Source organism: Pseudomonas sp. NFX98 (assembly GCF_047784845.1).
GTDB lineage: Bacteria > Pseudomonadota > Gammaproteobacteria > Pseudomonadales > Pseudomonadaceae > Aquipseudomonas.
In genome coordinates this window covers 18580-38691 of the sequence record NZ_JBLNNF010000031.1, presented here as the reverse complement: position 1 = coordinate 38691, position 20112 = coordinate 18580, and the positions used below count along the sequence as shown (strand labels likewise).

General features: G+C 59.0%; 20 protein-coding genes and 1 pseudogene. 10 read left to right on the top strand and 11 right to left on the bottom strand.

Going from position 1 to position 20112, the window contains the following annotated elements; genetic code table 11:
• Positions 1 to 69: 69 nt before the first annotated feature.
• Both ACM110_RS28805 and ACM110_RS28800 read right to left on the bottom strand, forming a co-directional pair.
• On the bottom strand, positions 70 to 912 hold the full coding sequence (locus tag ACM110_RS28805) for an NAD-dependent protein deacetylase (RefSeq protein ID WP_416130461.1): 843 nt from the start codon (positions 910 to 912) through the stop codon (positions 70 to 72).
• 133 nt (positions 913 to 1045) lie between these two features.
• Positions 1046 to 2092 carry a class I SAM-dependent methyltransferase gene (locus ACM110_RS28800; RefSeq protein ID WP_416130460.1) on the bottom strand — a complete coding sequence of 349 codons (1047 nt, stop codon included), beginning with the start codon at positions 2090 to 2092 and terminating at the stop codon, positions 1046 to 1048.
• Between the two features lie 464 nt (positions 2093 to 2556).
• On the opposite strand from ACM110_RS28800, the gene ACM110_RS28795 reads away from it, so the two are divergent.
• From ACM110_RS28795 to ACM110_RS28780, 4 genes are all read left to right on the top strand, one after another.
• Positions 2557 to 3891, top strand: a complete 1335-nt coding sequence (locus ACM110_RS28795) for an acetamidase/formamidase family protein (protein WP_416130459.1) — start codon at positions 2557 to 2559, stop codon at positions 3889 to 3891.
• 143 nt (positions 3892 to 4034) lie between these two features.
• Complete coding sequence (locus tag ACM110_RS28790) at positions 4035 to 4874, top strand: DUF692 domain-containing protein (RefSeq protein WP_416130458.1); 840 nt, start codon at positions 4035 to 4037, stop codon at positions 4872 to 4874.
• On the top strand, positions 4867 to 5625 hold the full coding sequence (locus tag ACM110_RS28785; RefSeq protein ID WP_416130457.1) for a DUF2063 domain-containing protein: 759 nt from the start codon (positions 4867 to 4869) through the stop codon (positions 5623 to 5625). Before ACM110_RS28790 ends, ACM110_RS28785 begins: the two co-directional genes overlap by 8 nt.
• Positions 5626 to 5720: 95 nt before the next feature.
• Positions 5721 to 5861: a hypothetical protein gene (locus tag ACM110_RS28780; RefSeq protein WP_416130456.1), complete on the top strand. Its 141-nt coding sequence runs from the start codon at positions 5721 to 5723 to the stop codon at positions 5859 to 5861.
• Position 5862: 1 nt separating this feature from the next.
• Here ACM110_RS28780 and ACM110_RS28775 read toward each other — a convergent pair whose 3' ends face one another.
• Together ACM110_RS28775 and ACM110_RS28770 are read right to left on the bottom strand one after the other, a co-directional pair.
• Positions 5863 to 6180 carry a DUF2388 domain-containing protein gene (locus ACM110_RS28775; RefSeq protein ID WP_338586100.1) on the bottom strand — a complete coding sequence of 106 codons (318 nt, stop codon included), beginning with the start codon at positions 6178 to 6180 and terminating at the stop codon, positions 5863 to 5865.
• Between the two features lie 101 nt (positions 6181 to 6281).
• Positions 6282 to 7298, bottom strand: coding sequence for a GlxA family transcriptional regulator (locus ACM110_RS28770; RefSeq protein ID WP_416130455.1), 1017 nt, complete (start codon positions 7296 to 7298; stop codon positions 6282 to 6284).
• A gap of 258 nt (positions 7299 to 7556) precedes the next feature.
• Here ACM110_RS28770 and ACM110_RS28765 point away from each other — a divergent pair, with 258 nt between their 5' ends.
• Positions 7557 to 8495, top strand: a complete 939-nt coding sequence (locus ACM110_RS28765) for a cyclase family protein (protein ID WP_416130454.1) — start codon at positions 7557 to 7559, stop codon at positions 8493 to 8495.
• A 169-nt stretch (positions 8496 to 8664) separates the two neighbouring features.
• Positions 8665 to 9600: a LysR family transcriptional regulator gene (locus tag ACM110_RS28760; RefSeq protein WP_416130453.1), complete on the top strand. Its 936-nt coding sequence runs from the start codon at positions 8665 to 8667 to the stop codon at positions 9598 to 9600.
• A gap of 240 nt (positions 9601 to 9840) precedes the next feature.
• On the opposite strand, the gene ACM110_RS28755 is transcribed toward ACM110_RS28760, so the two are convergent.
• A complete protein-coding gene (locus ACM110_RS28755) occupies positions 9841 to 10155 on the bottom strand; it encodes an NIPSNAP family protein (RefSeq protein ID WP_416130452.1) in 315 nt (104 codons plus the stop codon).
• Positions 10156 to 10167: 12 nt separating this feature from the next.
• Positions 10168 to 11334 (bottom strand): iron-containing alcohol dehydrogenase, encoded by a 1167-nt coding sequence (locus ACM110_RS28750; RefSeq protein ID WP_416130451.1) that lies wholly within the window; start codon positions 11332 to 11334, stop codon positions 10168 to 10170.
• A gap of 154 nt (positions 11335 to 11488) precedes the next feature.
• On the opposite strand from ACM110_RS28750, the gene ACM110_RS28745 reads away from it, so the two are divergent.
• The 4 genes from ACM110_RS28745 to ACM110_RS28730 all read left to right on the top strand — a co-directional run bounded on the left by ACM110_RS28745 (position 11489) and on the right by ACM110_RS28730 (position 15715).
• Positions 11489 to 12277 (top strand): SDR family oxidoreductase, encoded by a 789-nt coding sequence (locus tag ACM110_RS28745; protein ID WP_416130450.1) that lies wholly within the window; start codon positions 11489 to 11491, stop codon positions 12275 to 12277.
• A gap of 216 nt (positions 12278 to 12493) precedes the next feature.
• Positions 12494 to 13807 (top strand): MFS transporter, encoded by a 1314-nt coding sequence (locus tag ACM110_RS28740; RefSeq protein WP_416130449.1) that lies wholly within the window; start codon positions 12494 to 12496, stop codon positions 13805 to 13807.
• Position 13808: 1 nt separating this feature from the next.
• Positions 13809 to 14927 (top strand): NAD(P)/FAD-dependent oxidoreductase, encoded by a 1119-nt coding sequence (locus ACM110_RS28735; RefSeq protein WP_416130448.1) that lies wholly within the window; start codon positions 13809 to 13811, stop codon positions 14925 to 14927.
• Between the two features lie 194 nt (positions 14928 to 15121).
• The gene (locus ACM110_RS28730) at positions 15122 to 15715 is read left to right on the top strand and encodes a DinB family protein (RefSeq protein ID WP_416130447.1); all 594 of its coding nucleotides are present in this window, start codon (positions 15122 to 15124) and stop codon (positions 15713 to 15715) included.
• On the opposite strand, the gene ACM110_RS28725 is transcribed toward ACM110_RS28730, so the two are convergent.
• The 5 genes and pseudogenes from ACM110_RS28725 to ACM110_RS28705 all read right to left on the bottom strand — a co-directional run bounded on the left by ACM110_RS28725 (position 15636) and on the right by ACM110_RS28705 (position 19941).
• On the bottom strand, positions 15636 to 16556 hold the full coding sequence (locus ACM110_RS28725; RefSeq protein ID WP_416130446.1) for a LysR substrate-binding domain-containing protein: 921 nt from the start codon (positions 16554 to 16556) through the stop codon (positions 15636 to 15638). The two genes, ACM110_RS28730 and ACM110_RS28725, sit on opposite strands and share 80 nt — an antisense overlap.
• 121 nt (positions 16557 to 16677) lie before the next feature.
• Positions 16678 to 17781, bottom strand: coding sequence for an RHS repeat-associated core domain-containing protein (locus ACM110_RS28720; RefSeq protein WP_416130445.1), 1104 nt, complete (start codon positions 17779 to 17781; stop codon positions 16678 to 16680).
• Between the two features lie 178 nt (positions 17782 to 17959).
• A pseudogene (locus ACM110_RS28715) lies at positions 17960 to 18157 on the bottom strand (LysR family transcriptional regulator); the annotation flags it as partial.
• Positions 18158 to 18304: 147 nt separating this feature from the next.
• Entirely contained in the window at positions 18305 to 19342 is a 1038-nt protein-coding gene (locus tag ACM110_RS28710) for an RHS repeat-associated core domain-containing protein (RefSeq protein WP_416130444.1), read from the bottom strand.
• A 236-nt stretch (positions 19343 to 19578) separates the two neighbouring features.
• On the bottom strand, positions 19579 to 19941 hold the full coding sequence (locus ACM110_RS28705; RefSeq protein WP_338586113.1) for a DUF6124 family protein: 363 nt from the start codon (positions 19939 to 19941) through the stop codon (positions 19579 to 19581).
• Positions 19942 to 20112: the final 171 nt, after the last annotated feature.

Here is a 20112-nt window from a genome sequence, read left to right as displayed (position 1 = left end):
CTTTTGACTTTATAAAAGCAAGATCAAAAGATCGCAGCCTGCGGCAGCTCCTACAGGGATTGGGTTTTGTTAGTTGTTCAGGCGTTGGGCCAATAACGGAAGCAGCTGCTCACACGACCCCTCGATCTTCAAATCCAGCATCTCATCCGCCCGGGTCTTGCCCAGGTTGATCGCAATCAGCGGTTTGCCCTGGTCCACCACCGCCCGGCACAAACGAAACGCCGAGTAGGCCATCAACGAAGACCCGACCACCAACAATCCGGCGGCATGTTCGACCGCTGCCATGGCTTTGGCCGCTGTGGCCTGCGCGACGTTTTCACCAAAAAACACCACGTCCGGCTTCATCCGTTCCCCGGCGCAATGCGGGCAATGCGGCACCTGAAAGCGTGCTTCGAAGGCTGGATCGAGCAGGGTGTCGCCGTCCGGGGCTTGCACTGCGTCCACGCCTGCCAGGTAAGGATTCTGGGTTTCCATCAGGTGCTGGATCGAATCGCGCTCGCTGCGTTTTCCGCAGTCCAGGCACAGCACCCGATGCAGGCTGCCGTGCAGTTCAATGACGTCATGGCTGCCGGCCTGATCGTGCAGGGTGTCGACGTTTTGCGTGATCAGGCCGCTGATCTGCCGGGTGCTTTGCAACCGTGCGAGTGTCTCGTGAGCAACATTCGGCTGGGCCTGACGCACCCGTGGCCAGCCGAGCATCGCCCGCGCCCAATAGCGCCGACGGGATTCGGGGGCCGAGAGAAATTCCTGATACATCATCGGCTGCCGGCCACGCCGCACACCTTGGTTGTCGCGATAGTCCGGAATGCCCGACGGCGTGCTGATACCGGCACCCGTCAGCACCGCGAACGGCTGATTCGCCATGAGTTGCTGGAGGCGATCGAGTTGTTCGCGGGTCAGGCGGTCGAGCATGTTCAACACTCCGGAGGGCCTTGAGTGTGTGCAGCGTAGCATTTGCCGATCACCCTGTAGGAGCACGGCTTGCCGGCGATGGCGATTTTCAGAACGCTATCGCCGGCAAGCCGTGCTCCTACATTGAACGGCGCTATTTACGCGCCTCCAGAATCAGGTTGAACGGCGTTTCCGTGGCCCGGCGAAAACTCGAGAACCCAGCCTCGGTAAACACCTTGCGTAACCGCGCCTCGCCTGCCTGGGCACCAAGGCCGAGGCCGACTTCCTGGGACAACGAGTTGGGTGTGCAGATAAAAGTCGAGGCAGCGTAGAACAACCGACCGACCGGGGTGATGTTGTCATCCAGCGAGTCATTGGCGAACGGCTCCACCAACAACACCGTGCCATCGGGTTTCAATGATTCGAAAGCGTGTTTCGCCGCGCCGACGGGGTCGCCCATATCGTGCAGGCAGTCGAAGTAGCAGACCAGGTCATAGTCGTCGCCGGGGTAACTTTTCGCCGTGCCCTGGAAGAACCGCGCGCGGCTGGACACGCCACCTTCTTCGGCGCGCTGGGTGGCAACGGTGACGGAGGGTGCATGGTAATCGAAGCCGACGAACCGCGAGTTCGGAAACGCCTGGGCCATGATCACCGTCGAGGCGCCGTGGCCGCAGCCGATGTCCGCGACTTTGGCGCCTTCCTCCAGCTTGGCCACCACCCCGTTGAGGGCCGGCAACCATTCGGCGATCAGGTGCGCTTTGTAGCCGGGGCGGAAGAAACGTTCGGTGCCGCTGAACATGCACGGATGGTGATCGCCCCAGGGCAGGGCACCATCGCCGCGCATGGCTTTGACCAGTTTGTCCTTGTCGTGGAAGAACGACGCGACCACCCCGATGCCGCCGGCGATGTAGACCGGTGAGTCTTCGATGGCCAATGCCAGCGCTTGTTCTTCGGGCAGCCGGAATTGGCCGTCGCTGTGTTCCATGTAGCCGGAAGCGGCGTGGGCGCTGAGCCATTCGCGCACCAGGCGAGGGTTGCAACCGGTTTTGCCGGCGAGGGCTTCGGGGCTGATCAGTTGGCTGTCGGCCATGGCCCGGTACAGGCCGAGTTCTTCGCCGAGGATGACGTTGGCGAGCATCGCCGCGCCGCCCATGTCACCCACCAGTTTGCCCATGAAATCATTGAGTCTGGCCTCGTCCATCACGTGTGCTCCTTTTGCAGGATCACGGTCCGGAGGCTTTGTTGGTCCGGGCGGTGGTCGTGGGAATGAACAGGAAATCAAGCAATTCCTGTGTGCGTTAAGTTTAGTTCGCAGGCCGTGCGGCGTGGCCTGGAGCGACGAAAGCCCCTGTGGCCGACATGTGACCCCTGTGGGAGCGGGCTTGCCCGCGATGACGGTGGGTCAGCCTACATTTCCATCGCTGAAAGGACGCTATCGCGGGCAAGCCCGCTCCCACAGGGTTTTGCAGTGACCACCGGTTTTGCATGTATCCCACTGTATCTAACAGGTCTCTCGATACAGTCCCGCTCAATTGCGGCGCACAGTCGAACACATACCAGATACAAACCTGCGATGAACTGTGGAGGCCACTTTCCATGGCCGCGTTCACCGGCGGCCATTCGCACTGACTCTGTTCCGCGCCTGATGCGGTCAAGGGGACCACAATGACAACACTTGTGCCTGAATCCACTCTCAACGCCACCCCGGTCAATCGCCTGCGGGTCGATCACTACACCAACGGCATCATCGGCCCGAGCCAGCCAATGCTCGGACCGCTGGCCGACGGCGGCACCCTGATCACCGGCACGCCGCCGGGCTGCTGGGGGCCGATGATCACGCCATCCTTTGAAGGTGGCCATGAAGTCACGCAACCGGTGGCCATCGTCGGCGCAGAGATCGGCGATGCCGTGGCGATCAAGATCAAGAGCATGCGCGTCACATCGCTGGCCACGTCGTCCGGGGTCATGAGCTTTGTCGAAGGGCGCTACAACGGCGATCCGTTTGTCTCCAAATTCTGCTCCAAATGCGGCACCGACCATCCGGCCAGCCATGTCGAAGGCATTGGCGAAGACGCGATTCGCTGCAACAACTGTGGCGCCGAGGTCAGCGCGTTTCGCTTCAGCCACGGTTATGTGATCGTGTTCGATGCGCAGAACCAGGTGAGCCTGACGGTCAACCAGGACATCGCCAATCAACTGGCCGGCAATGCTTCCGAAATGTCGGCGCTGCCGGAGTTCGCCGCGCAGCATTCGATCCTGTCCCTGGCCCGCGCCGACATCCCCGGTGTCGCCGCGCACATGCGTCCGTTCCTCGGCAACATCGGCACCATGCCGTCCCGTGACATTCCCGACTCGCACAACTGCGCCGATTTCGGCCAGTACCTGATCAATGCACCGCACCGTTTCGGCATGAGCCGCGAAGAACTGCACGCGGCCAAGACCGACGGCCACATGGACACCAACTCGATCCGCGAAGGTTGCGTGTTGATCTGCCCGGTGAAAGTGCCGGGTGCCGGGGTGTACATGGGCGACATGCACGCCCAGCAAGGCAACGGCGAAATCGCCGGGCACGCCACCGATTGCTCCGGGGAAACCGAAGTGGCGGTGCAAGTGGTGAAAAACCTGACACTGGAAGGCCCGATCCTCCTGCAAAACCTCGATGACCTGCCGCCGATGGCGCGGCCGATGAACGCCGAACAACGGGCCAAAGTCCGTGAATTGGGTGAGCGTTGGGGCCAGCATGAGATTGAGCAGAGCGGTCCGATCACCTTCATCGGCAGCGGCGAAAATCTCAACCTCGCGGTGGAGAACGGCTTGCAGCGTGCGGCCTCCGTCACCGGTCTGCCGTACGACGAAGTGCTCAACCGCGCCACCATCACCGGTTCCATCGACATCAGTCGTCTGCCGGGCACCATTCGCGTGACATTCCTGTGCCCGATGAATGTGCTCGATCGCATGGGCATCGGCCAGCTGGTGCGCGAGAAGTACGACCTTACGTGATGCCGGGCAGCGGGTCTGTACCAGAGTGTGTACAGACCCTATGCCGATACAAGCCCTGCCGTTTTCCGTCGGCGCGCAACACAGTCCCGATACACCGCTTCGATTAACTGTGCTTACGTTCTGACAACCTTGAGATCGACATCATGCAAACCCCCATCACTTCAGCCAAGGCCAGCGCCGGGCTCGGCTTGCGTCGCGGTTTAATGAAAGACCTTCTGGCGGCTCCTGCCGGTCATTTCGATTTTCTCGAAGTCGCGCCGGAAAACTGGATCGGCATCGGCGGCGCCCATGGTGCAGCGCTGCGAACTCTGGCCGAGCGTTATCCGTTGTCCTGTCATGGCTTGTCCCTGTCGCTGGGCGGGCCGTCGCCGCTGGATGTCGGGTTTCTGCAAGAAGTGCGGGTTTTCCTCGATCACTACAACGTGCCGCTGTACAGCGAGCACCTCAGCTATTGCAGCGATGACGGTCACCTGTACGACCTGTTGCCGCTGCCCTTTACCGAAGAAGCGGTGCACCACGTCGCCGCGCGTATCCGTCAGGCCCAGGACATTCTCGGTCGACGTCTGGCGGTGGAAAACGTCTCGTACTACGCCGCACCGCAGCAGGACATGGACGAAGTGACGTTCACCAACGCCGTTCTGCGCGAAGCCGATTGCGACCTGTTACTGGACGTCAACAACGTTTACGTCAATTCGATCAACCATGGCTTCGATCCGCGTACGTTCCTTAATGGTATCGATGCCAACCGCGTGGTGGCGATGCACATCGCCGGGCACTTCGATGAGTCCGATACCTTGAAAATCGACACCCATGGCGCCTCGGTCAAACCGGCGGTGTGGTCGTTGCTGGCCCAGGCCTACGCCCGGTTCGGCGCACAACCAACTTTGCTGGAGCGTGACTTCAACTTCCCGGTGTTTTCCGAACTGGTCGCCGAGTTGCAGACCATCCGCCGGTTGCAGGCCGAGGGGGTGAACCGTGGCTAAGCGCTCGCTGCACGAACAGCAAAACAGCATGGGCCTGTACCTGCGCGACCCCGACCGCTGCGCGCCGCCGCCCGAGATGAACCCGGCGCGGGCGCAGGTATATCGCGACCTGGTGTTTGCCAATCTGTCATCGCTGATCAGCGGCACGTTTCCGGTGCTGGTGAAGATTCTTGGCGACCGACAATGGCGGGCGCTGGTGCGGATCTTCTTGCGCGACTACCGCGCCCACACACCGAAATTCGGTGAGATCGCCGAGGAGTTTGTCGAGTTTCTCGCCTCTGAGCCTGCGGCGTTGGCCGATGGTACGTGGCCGCCGTTCATGGTTGAGCTGGCGCATTACGAATGGGTGGAAATGGCGCTGCAACAATCGGAGGCGGAACCGTTGTCATCCGGCGATGCTGACGTGTTGCTGGACCGCCCGTTGCAGGTTTCGCCATTGGCCTGGCCGTTGGCGTATGCCTGGCCGGTGCAGTTGGTGGGGCCGGACCATCAGCCGGATACTGCTCCGGAGCAGCCAACGTTGTTGTTGGTGCGTCGGGATCTGGATTTCAGTGTGAAGTTTTCCGGGCTGAGCCCATTGGCGTTTCGGTTGTTGCAACGCATCGAGGCGTTTCCTGAACTGACCGGGCTTGCGCAGTTGCAGGCGTTGGCGGTGGAGGCAGGGATGAGCGGGTCGCCGGCATTCTTTGATAACGGCTTGGCGCTATTGCGGCAGCTGCATGAACAATGCGTGGTGGGTGTCGCTCGCTGACTGGCCACAGTCATCAAACCAGAGCCCGTTCGCGAAAGGGCGCAAGGTGCGTGCCGGCTTTCGACCATCTCGTTTTGTGGGAAGGGCACAGCACGATGATCGATGAGATTCTCGAGCATTGCCCGCAAATCGATGCGCTGGTGATCTCGGTAGGCAGCGGTGGCGTTAAGTCGCAAGCGAGGCAGGGCGGGAAACGCCATTCGGGTTTCACCAGCCCCACCGACGGATTGACGTGACTTATTGACCTGCCGCAACGCCTTCCTGGACGAGAATGGCGCGGGCCAGATCTTCGTCGCTTGCGTTAAGGCCGGGATTTTCCTGACGGATCCGTTGCAGGACCTGCTCCAGATATACGCCGCGAATCGCGCCGCCACTGGCCACGAAGCTGGAGGCGTCATCCCGGGCGGGAATCATCAGTTTGTCATCCTTGAACGTCGAGTACAGCGAGGCGGAGACCCCGGCTGAAGTGGCGACGTCGCCCGCATCCACTTTGGCCATTGCGGAGCCGAACGGTAAGCACAGCACAAGGGAAGAAATGATAATCAGACGGCGCATGACGGTGTCCTCTGAAAGCGTGCAGCAAAAAGGAAACATCTCACCTTTTAGGATGCACGGCGGTCGCCGAGAGTTCCCTGATGCTGCTTCAGGCCGGTGATTCAGCGCGAAAACCGGCTGCGATAATCCCTCGGCGAAACCCCCAGGTTGCGCTGAAACGTCAGGCGCATGCGCTCTTCATCACCAAAACCGCAGAGGCGCGAAATTTGATCGATATTGCGTTCGGAATCTTCCAGCAGACGCCGGGCAGCTTCGACCCGCAGCACTTCCACGGCTTTGGCCGGGGTGCGGCCGGTCTTGAGTTTGTAGACCCGGGCGAAGTTGCGCGGGCTCATTTGCACCTGCTGGGCGAGCCGGTCGATGGTGAGGTTTTCACCTTCCAGGTTCTGCGTGATCCACAGGTGCAGGTCGTCGAAGGCGGCGCCTTCGCTGGTTTGCGATTGCAGCAATTGGCTGTACTGGGCCTGGCCACCGGGGCGCTTGAGGAACACCACCATTTCCCGCGCGACCAGCAGCGCCAGTTCACGCCCGCAGTCTTCTTCGACCAGCGCCAGTGCCAGGTCGATACCGGCGCTGACCCCGGCGGAAGTCCAGACCGAACCCTGCTGGACAAAGATTGCATCGTTGTCGACTTCGATCGACGGGTGACGCTCCTTGAGCATGCCGCACATTGCCCAATGAGTGGCGGCGCGCCGGCCGTCGAGCAATCCGGCTTCGGCCAGCAGGAACGTGCCGCTGCACACCGAGGCGGTGCGCCTGACCTTGGTTGACGCTTGCTTGAGCCAGTCGACCAGTTCCAGGGAATTGTTCATCGCCAGAATAATCACCGGCGCGCCGGGGACGATCAGGGTATCGATTGTTTGATCAGCAAAATCGCTCAATGGCACGGTGTTGACGGCCAGGCCTTCGGCGGTCTGGATCAGGCCGCCGGTGAGGCTGGCGGTTTGCAGTTTGTAGCCCGGCAGCTTGCTGCTGTTGAGGTAGCGGGACGCCGCCCAGAACACGGTTTGCGCGCCGGTCAGGTCCAGCAGGCCCATTTCGGGATAAGCGAGGAAGACGATCAAACGCGATTGTTCGGATTGGATTTCGCGGGGGGTGACAGGGTTTGCGATGTTCATAGGCTTCTGTTTCAGCGAGTTGGAATAATCATAATTCGCAAAAGATCTAAGCGTTATCGCAATTGGTCGACTGTCAGGATTTCAGGGTTTTATGTCAGTCGATCGTTCGGTTCTCACTCTAGCACCGCTAGCGGGTTAAGCAGATAGCCAAGCAATCACTCGTGAAAATCCAGAACAAATGTATTGTCGATAGCTGTCTGTTTCCGCACTAACAGGCTGGGTACCTTGGGTTCATTGAAACCAGACAAGGACTCCCTTATGCTCAATCGCCTGGCCCTGCCATTCGCCCTGTTGCTCACCCTCAATGCCGCCCACGCCGCCGACGGGGAAAAATGGTACCCGTCCAGATACGGCGCCAACGATGAAATCGGCGCGCTGAACCTGCTCAATGCCGAATCAGTAATCAATGCCGCCAAGCTGATCAAGACCGGCAAAACCTACCCGCTGGCGGTGCCCATCGACAAAAACCTGCCGGCGTTTCGTCATCGCAGTTTTCACCTGACCAACGTTCAACCGGGTGAGGCGGGCGGCACCACGATGGGGCCGAACAAATTCACCTTCAACGATGAGCTGGTGGTGGGCTGGACCGGTGTCGGCACGCAACTCAACGGCATCGGCCACATCGGGATCGACAACGTCTACTACAACGGCAACCGCGCGGCGGAATTCGTCACCGTGGAAGGCGTGCAGAAACTCGGCATCGAAAAGGTCCCGCCAATTGTCACTCGCGGCGTGGTACTGGACATGACGGCGGTGTACGGCAGCGCCATCGTGCCGGAGAAAACCGAATTCACCGTTGCCGACATTCAGAAGGCGCTGGACTTGCAAGGCATCAGCATCGAGAAGGGTGATGTGGTGCTGTTCAACACCGGTTGGCTGGAACTGCTGGGCAAGGACAACGAGAAATTCCTCGCGGTGGAACCGGGCATCGGCATGGCCGCGGCCAAATGGCTGGCGGACAAGCAGATCGTTGCCTTCGGTGGTGACACCTGGGCTTCGGAAATCTACCCCGGCACCGATGGCCAGGAATTCCCGGTCAACCAGTTCATGCTGGCCAAGAATGGTATCTACAACCTGGAGCTGATCGACAGCCGCGCACTGGTCCGCGACAAGGCCTGGACCTTCATGTTCGTGCTCGGGCAGCCGCTGTACAAAGGCTCGACCCAGGTCAACATCAATCCGGTGGCGATTCGCTGATAGTTACCGATCACTTTGCGGTTACTGCTGAATCACGGACAACGCGACCTGTAGGAGCATGGCTTGCCCGCGATGGCGTTCTCGAAATCGCTATCGCGGGCAAGCCTTGCTCCTACAAAAAAAGCGGTCAGCATGTTGGTCCTCAGTTGACCATTGAATCAGAGCACACATGGATACGATTCCTTCACTTTCCAGCATCGCCGCACGCTTGCGTCTCAAACAACTGCGCCTGTTGATCGCACTGGATGAGCGCGGCTCGTTGCACAAGGCCGCCGAGCAGATTTCCATTTCCCAGTCCGGCGCCACCAAGGCGTTGCATGAAGTCGAGTCGCTGCTCGGCATGCCGCTGTTCGAGCGCCAGCCCCAAGGTTTGGTAGCCAACGAAATGGGCCGTTGCATGATCCGCTACGCACGGTTGATCTACAGCGATGTCGAGCATTTGCGCGAAGACATGCTGAGCATCCTGCGCGGTCAGGGCGGGCGGTTGTCGGTGGGTGTGATCATGGGCGCGGTGCCGCTGCTGACCCGGGCCTTGACTGAGTTGCGCCTCAAGCAGCCGCAGCTGTCCATCGAAGTGGTGGAGAACACCAGCGCCAACCTGCTCGCATTGTTGGATCAGGGGCGACTGGACCTGGCCATTTGTCGCACCAGCGTCGGGCAGCGTTCGGACGCTTATGACTGCATCGTGTTGAGCGAAGAACCGTTGGCGGTCGTCGCCAGCAAGGACCATCCGCTGGCGGCTGCGACGTCGTTGCAGTTGGCGCAGATGAGCGATTACCGCTGGGTGGTCTACCCCAAGGACATGCCGATGCGTCAGGCCCTGGAGCGCGAACTGGAAGAGGCGGGGCTGGATATTCCGCGTTATCCGCTGGAGACCTCGTCGATCTTCGCCACCATTTTGCTGGTGCAGCAAGACCCGACCTTGCTGGCCGTGATCCCGGCGGAAGTCGCTCAGTTCTGTGCGCAGTTCGAATTGCTGGTGACCTTGCCGTTGTCGATGCGTGCCCTGATCGAACCGTATGGCGCGATCAGCCGGGCCGGCGCCGATTTACCTCCGGCGGCGACCCTGCTGATTAACGAGTTGCAGCAGCCGACGCTTACTTGATCACAACCTCGTGCCAGACGTTGGTCGGCAGGACTTCGAGCAGGGCCTTGATATCGGGAGAACGGTCGGCGGTGGTGTTATCGGTGTTGTGGTCGCACATGGGGTTGTCCTTGAATGTAAAACCGAATCACCCCTGTAGGAGCTGCCGAAGGCTGCGATCTTTTGATCTTGTTTCTAAAAAGCCAAGTCAAAAGATCGCAGCCTTCGGCAGCTCCTACAGGGAAGGTGGTGTTCAGGGAATTACTTGATCGGCGAAAACGCCGCCGGCATCAGCAGCTTCGACTCCATTTTCTCCAGCATCGGGAAAGCGATCGGCACAAAGCCTTCGAGCCAGTCCGGGTCCTGGTACAGCGCGGCGCGTTTCTTGATCCGGTCATCGAGGCTCTCGTAGGCCCAGATGTGGATCACCTGGTTCAGCTCGCCGATTTCCGTGTACCACCAGCCCACCAGCGTGGTGTAGCGGGAGATCACCGGCAGGCCGTTTTCCTCGAAGTGCTTGAGGTAGGTCTGCATTTTTCCGATCTGGATCGTGTAGGTGCGCATTTCGTAAAACATGGGGCTTGTCTCTCAAGAATGAATGCCGTGGAAGGCGTTGCTGATGATTCGCTCGACGTCGGCGGCCGTGGTCAAGCGCGGGTTGACCAGCACGTTGCCGCTGCGCATCGAGTCGCTGACCATTTGCGGCATGTAGTCCAGGTCCACGCCCAGGTCCTTGATGTTGTCGGGAATGCCGATGGCCTTGTTCAGCGCCATCACGTGCTCCACGACTTTGTGTCCGGCGCGGGCAGGGCTCAGGCCGTCGACGTTTTCGCCCATGGCCAAGGCGATCTCGCGGAACAGTTCAGGGCAGGCCGGCAGGTTGTATTCGATGACGTAGGGCAGCAGCGTGGCGTTGGCGATACCGTGGGGAATATTGAAAACGCCGCCGAAGGTGTGGGAGATCGCATGCACGTTGCCCAGTTTCGATTGGGCGAATGCGACGCCGGCGAGGAAGGAACCGAGCAGCATCTGTTCCCGGGCGTGCAAATCGGAGCCCGTGAAAAACGCTTTCGGCAGGTAGGTGCAGATCATCTTGATCGCTTGCAGGGCCAAGGCCTGGCTGATCGGGTTGGCCTGCTTCGACACGTAGGATTCGATGGCGTGGGTCAGGGCGTCCATGCTGGTGGCGGCGGTGATTGACGGTGGCAGCTTGAGGGTCAGTTCGGCGTCGAGAATCGCCAGTTTGGGAAACAGCGCCGGGCTGATGATCACCGTTTTGAACAAGGTCTTGGTGTTGGTGAACACCGTCGAAGCGGTGCATTCGCTGCCGGTGCCTGAAGTGGTCGGGATGGCGAAGATCGGCAGCGGCGGGTGCAGCAGTTTGTCGTAGCCCTCGTAGTCGAGGATGTTGCCGGGGTTGGTGGCCATCGCCGCCACGCCTTTGGCGGTGTCGATGCTGCTGCCGCCACCGACGCCGATCACCGCGTCGCACTCGTGGTTTTTCAGGAACTCGACGGCGCGTTCCAGTACATCGGTGGTGGGATTGGGTTCGACACCGGCAAACACTTCATAGGCAATTTCGCTGCCAGCCAGCGAGGCAAAAAAGCTTTCCAGCACGCCCGACGCCATCAGTCCCTGGTCAGTGACCACCAGCAGTTTCTTGCGAACATGGGGCTTGAGCAGCGCACCGGCCTGACGCACCAGGCCGTTGCCGCTCTTCAGGGTCGTGGGGAAATAAAACTGGAACGGGTTCATCGGCTACTCCGGTTCTTATTGGTCTGGAGACAGTAATAAGCGTCGCGAGTGGCCGGTAATGAAAAGGTCTGATACAGCGATCACCCTTTGTCATCCCCCGAAGTAGCGGCAGGCGGTGGTAACGTAAGGCCTTCGAAACGTGAGGAGCATGGTCATGGATTTGGGTATTTCGGGACGCTGGGCAATCGTCTGCGCCGCCAGCAAGGGCTTGGGCCTGGCCTGCGCGCGGGCCTTGGCGAAGGAGGGCGTGAACCTGGTGATCAACGCCCGTGGCGACGAAACGTTGCAGGCGGCCGCCGTGGAATTGCGCCAACTGGCGCCGACCATCGAGGTGCGCACCGTGGCCGGAGACATCAGCGAGCCTGCCGTGCGCGTGCAAGTGCTGGCGGCGTGTCCGCAGGTGGACATCCTGGTCAATAACGCTGGCGGGCCGCCGCCCGGTGACTTCCGCGACTGGCAGCGCGAGGACTGGTTGAAAGCGCTGGATGCCAACATGCTCACGCCCATCGAGCTGATCAAGGCTTGCGTCGATGGCATGGCCGAGCGCGGTTTCGGGCGCATCGTCAACATCACTTCCGGCGCGGTGAAGGCGCCGATCGATGTGCTGGGTTTGTCCAACGGTGCCCGCAGCGGCCTGACCGGTTTCATCGCCGGGCTGGCGCGTCAGGCGCGCCTGGCCGGGAACAACGTCACCGTCAACAACCTGCTGCCGGGGCCGTTCGAAACCGAGCGTTTGCACAAAACCCTGAATGCCGCCGCCGAGGCCAACGGCACCAGCGTCGAAAACATCGCCGAGCAACGGCGCAAAAATGTCCCGGCGCAACGCTTCGGCCAACCTGATGAGTTCGGCGCTTACTGCGCGTTCATCTGTGGCGCCCAGTCCGGTTTCCTGACCGGGCAAAACCTGTTGCTGGACGGCGGCAGCTACCCCGGCACGTTCTGATCATTTTCGGGGGGATGACAATCAGTGATCCCCCAATCAGATCCCATCATTATTCAGCACGCGGGGGCGTGATTAGAGTGGGGCCGCTTGCCACCCCTGTAGGAGCTGCCGAAGGCTGCGATCTTTTTTTCTTGAAAATGCAGAATCAAAAGATCGCTGCCTTCGGCAGCTCCTACAGAGGGGTGGTGTGTATCCACAACAATAAGAGCCCTCCTCATGAACAACCCGAGTGCCGAAAGCCTGGCGTTGCCAGCCGCAACCGCGTCCGAACGCCCCACCAGCGTACGCTGGCGAATCTTCCTCATCATGTTGCTGCTGACCGCGATTAACTACATCGACCGCGCCTCGCTGTCGGTGGCGTTGCCGCTGATTTCCAGCGAATTTCAGATCCCGCCGGCCCTTGAAGGCCTGATGCTCAGTGCGTTTTTCTGGTCCTACGCCTTGATGCAGATTCCCGGCGGCATGCTGCTGGACCGCTTCCAGACCCGCCGCGTGATTGTCGTTGCGACTGTGGCCTGGGGCGCGTTCCAGGCGCTGGCGGCCGGTGCGCACAACTGGATCACTTTGTTGATCACCCGCATGGGCCTGGGCGTCGCCGAGTCGCCGATCATGCCCGCCGGTGCCAAGCTCAACGGCGCCTGGCTGACCCCCAACGAACGCGGTCGCGGCGCCGTGCTGGTCGACGGTGGTGCGCCGCTTGGCAGTGCCTTCGGTGCGATTATCATTGCCGGACTGATCGGCTGGTTCGACTCCTGGCGCATCGCCTTCGTCATCGCCGGGGTCGGCACCATGCTGGCTGGTGTGCTGGCCTGGAAATACATTTGCAATCATCCCAGCGAACACCCCGGCGTCAACGCCGCTGAGCTCAAGCACATCACCGAGGGCAATACCACGGTCAGCCAGCCCGGCGCGGTCACCAGCGTTCCGTTCAAGGAACTGCTCAAGGACCGTTCGGTCCTGGCCATGTTCGCCGGTTACTGCTGCATCCTCAGCGTGTTCTACGGCCTGCTGACCTGGATGCCGAGCTACTTGCACCAGACCCACGGCCTGAACATTTCCGGCATGGGCGGCGCGACCTTCCTGATCTTCATGTGCGGCTTCGTCGGCGAACTGGTCGGCGGGTATCTGGGGGATAAATGGAAATCCAGCGGCGCTTCGCCGAACCTGGTGATGCGCAGCATGTTCAGCGGCTCGGCGCTGGTCGCGGCGCTGTGCATGTTGGCCACGGCCTACACCGCCGAGACGACCCAGGCGATCGGTTTGCTCTGCGTGGCGATGTTTTTCATTCGCTGGTGCGGCATGTACTGGTGCATTCCGTCGATCCTCGGCGGCACTTCGAAAACCGGCGTGCTGGCCGGCACCATGAACTTCTGCGGCAACATGGCCGGGGTGATCGTGCCGATCCTGATCGGTTTGATCGTGCAGTTCACCGGCTCGTATTTCCTGGTGCTGATCTTCTTCGTGGTCATGGCCATGCTGCTGGCGATATTCTCCAGCCTGATCGACTACCGAGAACGAGGGTTGGTTTGACATGAGTGCAGGGCAGGGCAGCGTCGATATCGATTGCGTGGTGGTCGGGGCCGGTGTGGTTGGGCTGGCGGTCGCCAGGACGATGGCCATGAGCGGGCGCGAAGTGATTGTGCTCGAAGCCGCAGAAGGCATCGGCACGGGCATCAGCTCGCGCAATTCCGAGGTGATCCACGCCGGCATCTATTACCCCGGCGGCAGCCTCAAGGCGCAGTTGTGCGTGGAGGGCAAGCAACGCCTCTACGCCTTCTGCGATGAGCGTAGCGTCAGTTGTCAGCGCCTCGGGAAACTGATCATCGCCACCGATGAAGCGCAGCGTTCGGCCTTGCAGGTGTTGCTGGAACAGGGGCGGCGCAACGGCGTAGATGACCTGCAATGGCTGGACGCCGATCAGGCGCGGGAGCTTGAACCCGCACTGTCCTGCGTCGCCGCGCTGTGGTCGCCGTCCACCGGGATTGTCGATTCCCACGGATTGATGTTGGCGTTGCAGGGCGATATCGAGGCCTGTGGCGGGGCGCTGGCCTTCCATTCGCCACTGCTGTCGGCGCGATGCATCGATCAGGGTTTCGAGCTGCACATCGGCGGTGCCGAACCCATGACCTTGAGCTGCCGCGAATTGATCAATTGCGCCGGGCTGTCCGCGCCTGAGGTGGCGAGCCGTATCGCCGGTCTGCCTGCGCAGCTCGTTCCAACGGCGCGACTGTGCAAGGGTAGCTATTTCAGTTTCAGCGGCCGGGTGCCGTTCCAGCATCTGGTGTACCCGGCACCGGAAAGCGCCGGGCTGGGCGTGCACATGACCCTCGACCTCGGTGGACAGGCGCGATTCGGGCCGGATGTGGAGTGGGTCGATGCTGTGGATTACCGCGTGGAGCCCGCTCGCGCCGACGGTTTTTATGCGGCGATTCGGCGTTACTGGCCGGGCTTGCCGGATAACAGCCTGCAACCAGCCTACAGCGGCATTCGCCCGAAAATCAGCGGCCCGGGCGAAGCGGCTGCCGACTTTTGCATTAGCGGCCCGGCCGAACATGGCGTGCCCGGTTTGGTCAATCTGTTCGGGATTGAATCACCGGGACTGACCAGTTGCCTGGCGTTGGCCGAACGCGTCATGCGCCAGCTTGCATAATCCCCTGTAGGAGCGAGCGTGCTCGCGATGGACCCGAGAACTGCGCGGGGTGTCAGGCAGCCAACGTCATCATTGACGACCATCGCGAGCAGGCTCGCTCCTACAGGGGGGACGACCGGTAATCAGCGTTCGCGCGGCGGTGCGTGGATAGCGCTATCCTTGAGGAATGCGCTCTTCGCCATCGGAGAAGTTCGATGATCAATGCACGCACTGCCCGCATGCTCGCCGATTACAAACAATGGGCCAACCGGCGTCTGTTCGACAACCTGGCGCAACTGCCGCCAGGCGAAATCGAGAAAGAACGCGCCGGGATCTTCAAGAACATGATCGGCACCCTGAACCACATCTACGTGGTCGACTGCCTCTGGCAGGCTCATCTCGAAGGCCGGGGACACGGCTTCAAGACGTCCCGTGATCTGGTCCATCCCGCTTTGCCCGACCTGCGTTCGGCACAACAGGACGTCGATCACTGGTACTGCGACTGGAGCGCCCGACAAACCGACGCCTCGCTGGACAAGCCCCTGAGGTTCACTTTCATGTCCGGTGAAAGCGGCACCATGAGTGCCGGCGCGATGCTGATGCACGTGATCAACCACGCCAGCTATCACCGTGGCTGGGTGATCCAGATGTACTTCGAAATCCCGGCCATGCCGCCGATGACCGACCTGCCGATCTACCTGCGCGAGACCGACCCGAACTTCAATTCGCTCAATGCCCCGGCAGTGGAACAGACATGTGCTGCGCAATTCGCGAGCGCAACCAACGTTCTGCCGGATCGTTATCGTTGACGCCGTTCCAGACCATCGACAGTTCGGACAGGTTGATATCGAAGGGCGGGTCATCGGCGCGCAACTGGCTGCTGCCTTCGATCAACGCACACGCCGCATAATCTGGCACCGAAGCCAACATGTCGGTACCCGCCAGCAAGGCGCGCAGGCCAGCGAACTGCGGCACCGCCAGCACCACCCGCCGTGAACGACCGATGCGCGCCAGATCGTTGTCGATGGCACCGCTCAAATCCCCGGAAAACGACACCAGCGCATGAGGCCGTTCGCAGAATTCATCCAGGGTCAGCGGGCCAGGACGATCATCGCCGCGCAGCACCTTGACGCTCAAATCCCGCAGCTTTTTACGCTTGGCATTGGCCGGCAATTCGGTGGTGTAACTGATCCCGACCGAAATTTCACCGCTGGCGAGCATCGACGGCATCAACAGAAAATTCACCCGCCGCACCACCACCACGACATTCTGCGCCTCTTCGCGGATCTGCTTGAGCAATGGCGGAAACAAGCCGAACTCGGCATCGTCGGACAAACCGATACGAAACACATCGCGGCTGATGGACGGATCGAAATCCTTGGCCCGGCTGACCGCCCCGGAAATGGTGTCCATCGCCGGCTGCAACTCCTTGAGAATCACCAGCGCCCGCTGGGTCGGTTCCAACACCCGACCGTTGCGCACCAGCAACGGATCATCAAACAAATCCCGCAACCGCGCCAACGCTGCGCTGACGGCGGGTTGGCCGAGGAACAGCTTCTCTCCGGCGCGGGTCAGGTTCTTTTCGAACATCAGCGTTTCGAAAATCACCAGCAGGTTCATGTCCACGCGGCGCAGGTCGTTGCGGTTCATGGGTGGGGGTCTCGGAGGGGTTTGGAGTCTTTCAGTAAAGCACCAAACCTGTCACGCGGGATTTGCTCCCGTCCGTCACGAACCTTGCCTTCGAGTGCTAGCTGATCGATTACCGCACTTGCTACCTAGGAATGAAATATTTTTCGCGGATGCGCGTTGCCTCTGTTCGTAATTGACGTTGTTTGTCAGAAGGGGTGAATAATCGGCGTGTATAAGCTTTGAATACCTGTCCGGTTATGGAATTGTTATTGTATAGCTCTACTTCCATATAATGAATTTCAAGCCCGAGGGATTGAATGCCGTCTAAGCGATCGGTTATTGCTTTTATGTCGTGCGCATTAACTTTATTGCGTCCTATTGATAGTGTTCGGTTTGGGTGTTCAATTATTGTATTGATATCGATTTTGTCAGAGTCGTAACGTTTGTCATAAATAGCTTTGGCGTTGTGCTCGCGATAGTTGATTAAATCTGTATTGGCGGTAGCCTCGTTAACTTTCTTGCTGTCACTCGCAATTACTCCAGCGATTGCATCATAGTCATCATTTTCCGCTTGCCCGGTAAACGCCTTCATTCTCTCGTACGCGCGCTTGCCTTGACACGCAGTTACACCCGGTTTTGTCACTAAATAACCCTGGTCAAATGAACTGCTTATATGGCCAGTTTGTTTGCCTATCCATCTTATTAGTGCGGGAATATGTCCCGTCTCATCATGGTAATTGATTGGGTCATTCTCACAATACACATAGGAATTCAACCCGCCTTTTCCAAACGGGCTCAAACTATCAGGGCTATTAAATCGCATCAGTACCGGATTAAACGCTCGATACCCATTTCCCAGCAAATAATGTCCGGTCACCGGGTCCGGCCGTTGACCATTGAACCCCGTCAAACTAAGCAATCCATTTTCAGCCGGACGGTGACCATAAGGTGAATAGGCAATGGGCTGTCGTTGATGATTGGTCTTGAGTGTGTGCAGCACCGATCGCTGTTGATCAGTCGCCAACAGCGAGGTGTCGATTTCACCGTCGCCAATTTGCTGTTGTGCCAGGAGCAAGTCGCCCTGTTGGAAGATGGAATGCCGCACCGCTCCTTGAATTTCGGTAGCCAGGCGACTTTTACAGTAGAAACGTTGATGTTGTGGCGCGCCCACTGGTAAATGGCTAACCAACCAATTAAGGGCATCGTAGCGATATTGGCAGAGGACGATTTTTTCTGGCGATGTCATGAACGAGTGCTCCGAAGGGCCGAAGTGCTGGCGCTCAGTATTGATGGTATTGCAAACAGTGGGAACTATCAGAACTGATAGTAAACCTGGATGCAGTGAAAATTTGACGCCCCGAAGGGACGATTAATGTCACAACTCAACGCCACTTGCGGTTCCTGCACAGTACAAAGGTCGGCTGGGTCGGCTCCAACACCCGCCCGTTGCGCACCAGCAACGGATCGTCGAACAAATCCCCCAACCGCGCCAACGCTGCGCTGACGGCGGGTTGGCCGAGGAACAGCTTCTCTCCGGCGCGGGGCAGGTTCTTTTCGAACATCAGCGTTTCGAAAATCACCAGCAGGTTCATGTCCACGCGGCGCAGGTCGTTGCGGTTCATGGGTGGGGGCTCGCTGGGGGTGGGATTTCTTCATTAAAGCACCAACTCCCGAGCGTGCGACCTGTTGAGCAAGGAAAACTCAGTTTAAATCGCTGTCTAGCACTAAACTTATAGCGATCAAGATTTATAAGGTGTGCGCGAATCACCCTAGCTTTCATCGCGGAATTTCAGTTCTTCTTTGTATGATTTTAATGTTGGTTCACGTATGTTTTTAGCGGCCAAGTAGTATTCGTTAACGCGAGTGACTACCTCGTTGGCTTCTATGGTTGGTATTGAGTTTTCTTCGGCTATCTTATTAAAGTGATCCGTGAACTCGCTTATATATGAAGAGTCCGGTTTGTGCTTGGATATACTCTTGAGGTTGGCGTACGTAAACTCTCCTGATTCTGAATATATCTTTCTCAGCATTATCGTTTTAAAAAGCTCGGGTTTGTTGGATGGGCTGTTCCCCAATAGAGAGCTGTGCAGACGGGCATCCGTTGCGATTCCAATATCGCGCCAGAGTTGTTGTTTCTTTTTTGCGATTGTTATTTTGTTTTGGAGTTGCCCTATTTTTTGTTCTGGTTCCATCGTTACGTGTGAGTTTGAAAATGTTTTTTTGAGGTTGCCGTTGCGTGTGAATTTTCCAAATAGTTTAAAGTAATGCGAAATTGATTTGTGACCGTTGGGGTCCGCTCTATTAATAGGATCTCCCAGACAATAGGCATAGGCATTGATTCCGCCTTTATCAAATGGACTCAAAGTATCCGGGCTATTGAATTTCATCAGCACCGGACTAAATGCCCGGTAGCCATTTCCCAATAAAAAATTCCCAGTCACCGGATCTGGCCGTTCACCGTTGAAGCCCATCAGACTAAGTAATCCGCTGGCAGGTGGGCGGTGACCGTAAGGCGAATAAGCAATAGGTGTTCGCTGACTGGTTTTTAACGTCTGCAAAACCGAGCGCTGCATGTCGGTGGCCAGTAAGGTGGTAGCGGTTACGCCGTCCTGGCACCGTTGCTGCGCTAGCAGTTGCTCGTCGTGCTGCATGAGCGAATGATGTATTGCTCCTTGAACTTCACTAGCCAAACGACTTTTGCAGTAAAAGCGCTGTTGCACAGGCATATCCCGCCGGCTCTGGTTAACCAGTCGACTCAATGGGTCGTAGTGATACTCGCAGAGGACGATTTTTTCTGGCAATGGCATGAGTGAGTGCTCCGAAAGGCCGAAGTGTTGGCGCTCAGTATCGGCGGTATTGCAAGCGGTGGGAACTATCAGAACTGATAGTTAAATCTGTGTGGAATGAGGAAAACACTGCCGCAAACCTGTAGGAGTGAGCCTGCTCCGGGCGGCGTTCCGACGATAGCGGTGTGTCAGTCACATAAGTGTTGAATGTGCTGCCGCCATCGCGAGCAGGCTCGCTCCTACAGTGGGGTTACGCGTTACTCGGTTGGATCGAGACGATCCAGCGCCCGGTTCACCGCCAACTCACCCAGCATGATGACCTGGGCGATGCCCAGCAGGGTGTTGCGATGTGCGCCTTCCAGGAAACCTGCCAGATCGTTGGTCATGACGTTGGCCGAGGCCAGTGATTCGCAGGCGTGGGCCAGCAGGGTTTCGGTGTCGAGGTCGGGGTTGATGGTGAACATCGTCGAGGGTTTGCGCGGTGTGGCCATGATGTTGGCGGCGGGGTTGAGGTAATGATTGAGGGCGCGCTCGGCGGCTTCATGAAATTGCTTGGAATCGGGGCTTTCGTAGGGGGAGGCCGGATCTGATTCTGGCGGGTTGGGGGTTGGTTTGATCATCGATAGAACTCCAGTACTAGAAATATTGGAGCCATCACTTTCGCTACCAAACGAATGGTGGTGGCCATGCACAGGTTGGTAGACCGGAGTACTGGAACCGGCGCCTCCGAAGAGGCCCTGCGCATGGCAACCATAAAAGCAGCAATTGCTTGAAGTGGCGCTACGCGCAGT